The following is a 3323-nucleotide window of genomic DNA, read 5'->3' as shown; positions in this document are numbered from 1 at the left end:
TACTCTTTTTTAACGTTTCTTTGGATTTTACTCATTTTATGCTAATTTGGGGATATTTACAAAACCGGGATGCTCCCCCGACCAATTCGCCAGCGGGGAACAGTCATCGTTGCTATCCCCGTGATTTGTCTGTTTGCTTCGCTGATAGCAATTGCAGGGCTCAGGAAGATTACCCTACAGACAAGAGAGCGATCGGATACTAATAGAGCAATACTTCAGGAAACTAACCGCTTGTTAACCCTCGTGGTGGATGCGGAAACGGGCATTCGGGGTTACGGGTTGACGAAGCGCCGCGAATTTATATCACCCTACTCAAAAGCCAAGAAGAGTTTGCCTCCGCTGCTGGCTAAAATCGAGGTTATGGTTCGAGAAAATCAACTGCAAGTTCAGCAATTTGAAGAAATTAAACAAAGTATCAAAGAGGAAATAAATTTATTGCAAAACACTTTGAATAAGCTCGAAAGTTCGGCAACAAGCGTGCAGTCGCCGGAAACTATTCAGGTGTTTGCTCAAGGTAAATTGAAGATGGATCGGCTGCGCGAAAAAATAAATGCGTTTGCTGATGCGGGCGAAGCCTACCAGAAAGCTCTAGATCGGCAAAGACGGGATTTGATAGATTTCACTAATTTTGTGCAAGTTGCTGGTTTGCTTTTCGGCTGTTTGGGTGCAGGGGCTTCTTGGTATTTATTTGATAGTTTAGAGAAAGAATTGAGGAAGCGGGAAGCTGGCTTGGAAGAAAGTAAAAGTCGCATTCAAGCTGTCGTAGACAATGCGGCTGACGGGATTATTACTTTGGACGAAGGGGGAAATATTGAGTCTTTTAATGCGGCCGCAGAAAAAATTTTTGGTGAAAAGGCCGATCGCACAATTGGCTCCAACCTGCGGCGGCTGATAGCTCAACCGCAGCCGGACAGCACCGCGGGGGATTATTCGATCGAATATTTTGTGTTAAATCCCGATGCTAAGCTGAAGACTTACCAGCAAGAAACAGTTGGAGTTCGCAGCGACGGAACCAAGTTTCCGATGGAGTTGGCCCTCAGCGAAATGGGTCTGGTAAATCAACGCTTGTTTATTGCGATTTGCCGCGATGCCAGGAGACGGAAACAAGCTGAGGAAACTCTTCGCAAGCAAGCGCAAATGCTGGATTTGGCGAACGATACGATCGCGGTACTAGACTTGAACGGGGCGATTTCTTATTGGAATTTGGGGGCGAAGTGGCTCTACGGCTGGCGGAAGTCGCAAGCAATAGGAAAAAATATTCACGAGCTTTTGCAAACTGAATGGAAACAACCTTTTGAGACAATTCAAAAAGTGTTTTTAGAGCAGGGTTCTTGGCAAGGGGAACTGGTACGCACCAAGGCAGACGGCACAAAAATAACGGTGGCTAGCCGGTGGACTTTGCAGCGCGACGATCTAGATAAACCCCTGGCTATTTTGGAAATCAGCAACGATATTAGCGATCGCAAGCGCTCAGAAATTGCTTTAGCCCAAAGTGCGCAGCGGTTTCGCGCTACTTTTGAGCAGGCGGCAGTCGGCATGGCCCAAAAGACTGTGGAAGGCAAATTTCTGTTAGTCAATCAAAAACTTTGCGAGATTTTGGGCTACACCCGCCAAGAATTGATGGAAAAAAGATTTCAGGAGATTACTTGGTCGGAGGATCTGGCAAGGGAACAGGAAATTTTGCGCCAATTGTTAGCAGGAGAAGTTGAACATTATGGTATGGAAAAGCGCTACATCCGCAAAGATGGAGAGTTGGTGTGGGCAAACTTAACGGTTTCGCTGCTGCGAGAACAAGATGGCAGTCAATTTCTGATGGGTGTGGTAGAAGATATTAGGGAACGCAAACAAGCTGAGGAATCCCTGCGGTTGCGCGCTGTAGAATTGAGTTGGACGGCCCAGATGCTAACTAAAACGACGAATGTTTTGAGAAAGCGGAATCAAGAATTAGACCAGTTTGCTTATGTAGTATCTCACGATTTGAAAGCGCCGCTGAGGGCGATCGCAAATCTCAGCAGTTGGATAGAAGAAGACCTCAGCGACTCGATGACAGAGGATACTCTGCACCAAATGAACCTGCTGCGCGGCAGAGTTCACCGCATGGAAGCTTTGATTGAGGGACTGCTGCAATATTCCCGCGTCGGACGCATTCAAGTAGCTTCAGAAACGGTAAAAGTGGAGAATTTATTAACAGAAATTATTGATTCGTTGGCGCCTCCGTCTGGATTTGAGGTTAAAATTGAACAGGGAATGCCAACTTTTGTGACCGAAAAATTGCCGTTACAGCAGGTTTTTTCTAATTTAATTAGCAACGCAGTCAAGCACAACCGAGGTGAATCCGGTCACGTAAAAATATCGGTTAAAGATATAGATGATTTTTACGAATTTTCTGTGGCGGATGACGGGCCGGGGATTGCTCCTCAATATCACGATAAAGTTTTTGTGATTTTTCAGACATTGGAAGCTCGCGATAAAGTTGAAAATACTGGAATTGGTTTGTCGTTGGTGAAGAAAATTGTCGAAGCTCAAGGGGGCAGTATTTCGCTGGAATCTGCCGAAGGTGAGGGAGCAACTTTTGGGTTTACTTGGCCGAAGCAACCTCTTAGCCAAGAAGATAAGACGGCGGTTGAAACCGCGTCTACACAAAGGATGTCCGCCTCCGCGGGCTAAGAGAGGATAACGTAATTTTAACCGCCCACTCTTCAACCCGCGGAGGCGGGTTTTGCTTGTATAGGCGCGGTTTTAACCGCCGTCTTGTCTGCATCACAACGGATTTCGATGATAAATCCGTCGGGATCGTAAAAGTAAATGCCGCGTCCTGTAGCGCGAGTGACGGGGCCGCTGTCGATCGCAATTTGATTTGACTTTAGCACTTCGAGAGCGCGATCGAACAAATCCGGCTCGATATCGAAGGCTAAGTGGTTGGCGCGAGTAAAAGCCTTCTGGGGGTCTGGGTTTGGCGGTTCCAAGTCGGGCTGCCAAAATAGGTCAATCACAGTGCCGTCTGGAGTGACAAAATTAGCGACTTTACCAGCGGCTACCATTTCTGTTAAAGTTGCGGGGATTTCTGCACCTGTTAGTTCGTGCAAGCCGAGAATTGTACCGTAGAAGTGGCGGGAAGCTTTCATGTCGCGCACGTTTAAAGCGATATGGTGAACGCGGCGCAAGTTCCCGGGCGCGAGGACAATTTTGACGCTCTTTTGGGTAGTTTGCATGATTGTCAATTGCGAATGTTAAAAGTGAATGCTGTTAGATTAGACCTCTTGCAAAAATAACTAGGACGGGCAAGATGCCCATCCCACAAAATTTTTTTTCTTGTGGAATGG

Annotated in this window: 2 protein-coding genes; one reads left to right on the top strand and one right to left on the bottom strand. The window is 46.8% G+C overall.

The window, feature by feature from the left end; genetic code table 11:
* The first annotated feature begins 69 nt into the window (after positions 1-69).
* The gene (locus QUB70_RS32020) at positions 70-2667 is read left to right on the top strand and encodes a PAS domain S-box protein (RefSeq protein WP_332985826.1); all 2598 of its coding nucleotides are present in this window, start codon (positions 70-72) and stop codon (positions 2665-2667) included.
* 32 nt (positions 2668-2699) lie between these two features.
* Here QUB70_RS32020 and QUB70_RS32015 read toward each other — a convergent pair whose 3' ends face one another.
* Complete coding sequence (locus tag QUB70_RS32015; RefSeq protein ID WP_332985824.1) at positions 2700-3212, bottom strand: VOC family protein; 513 nt, start codon at positions 3210-3212, stop codon at positions 2700-2702.
* Between the last annotated feature and the right edge of the window lie 111 nt (positions 3213-3323).

The organism is Microcoleus sp. A003_D6 (genome assembly GCF_036702825.1).
Lineage (GTDB): Bacteria > Cyanobacteriota > Cyanobacteriia > Cyanobacteriales > Microcoleaceae > Microcoleus.
The sequence above is the reverse complement of the archived record's forward strand: the minus strand, read 5'-3'. Positions and strand labels throughout refer to the sequence as shown.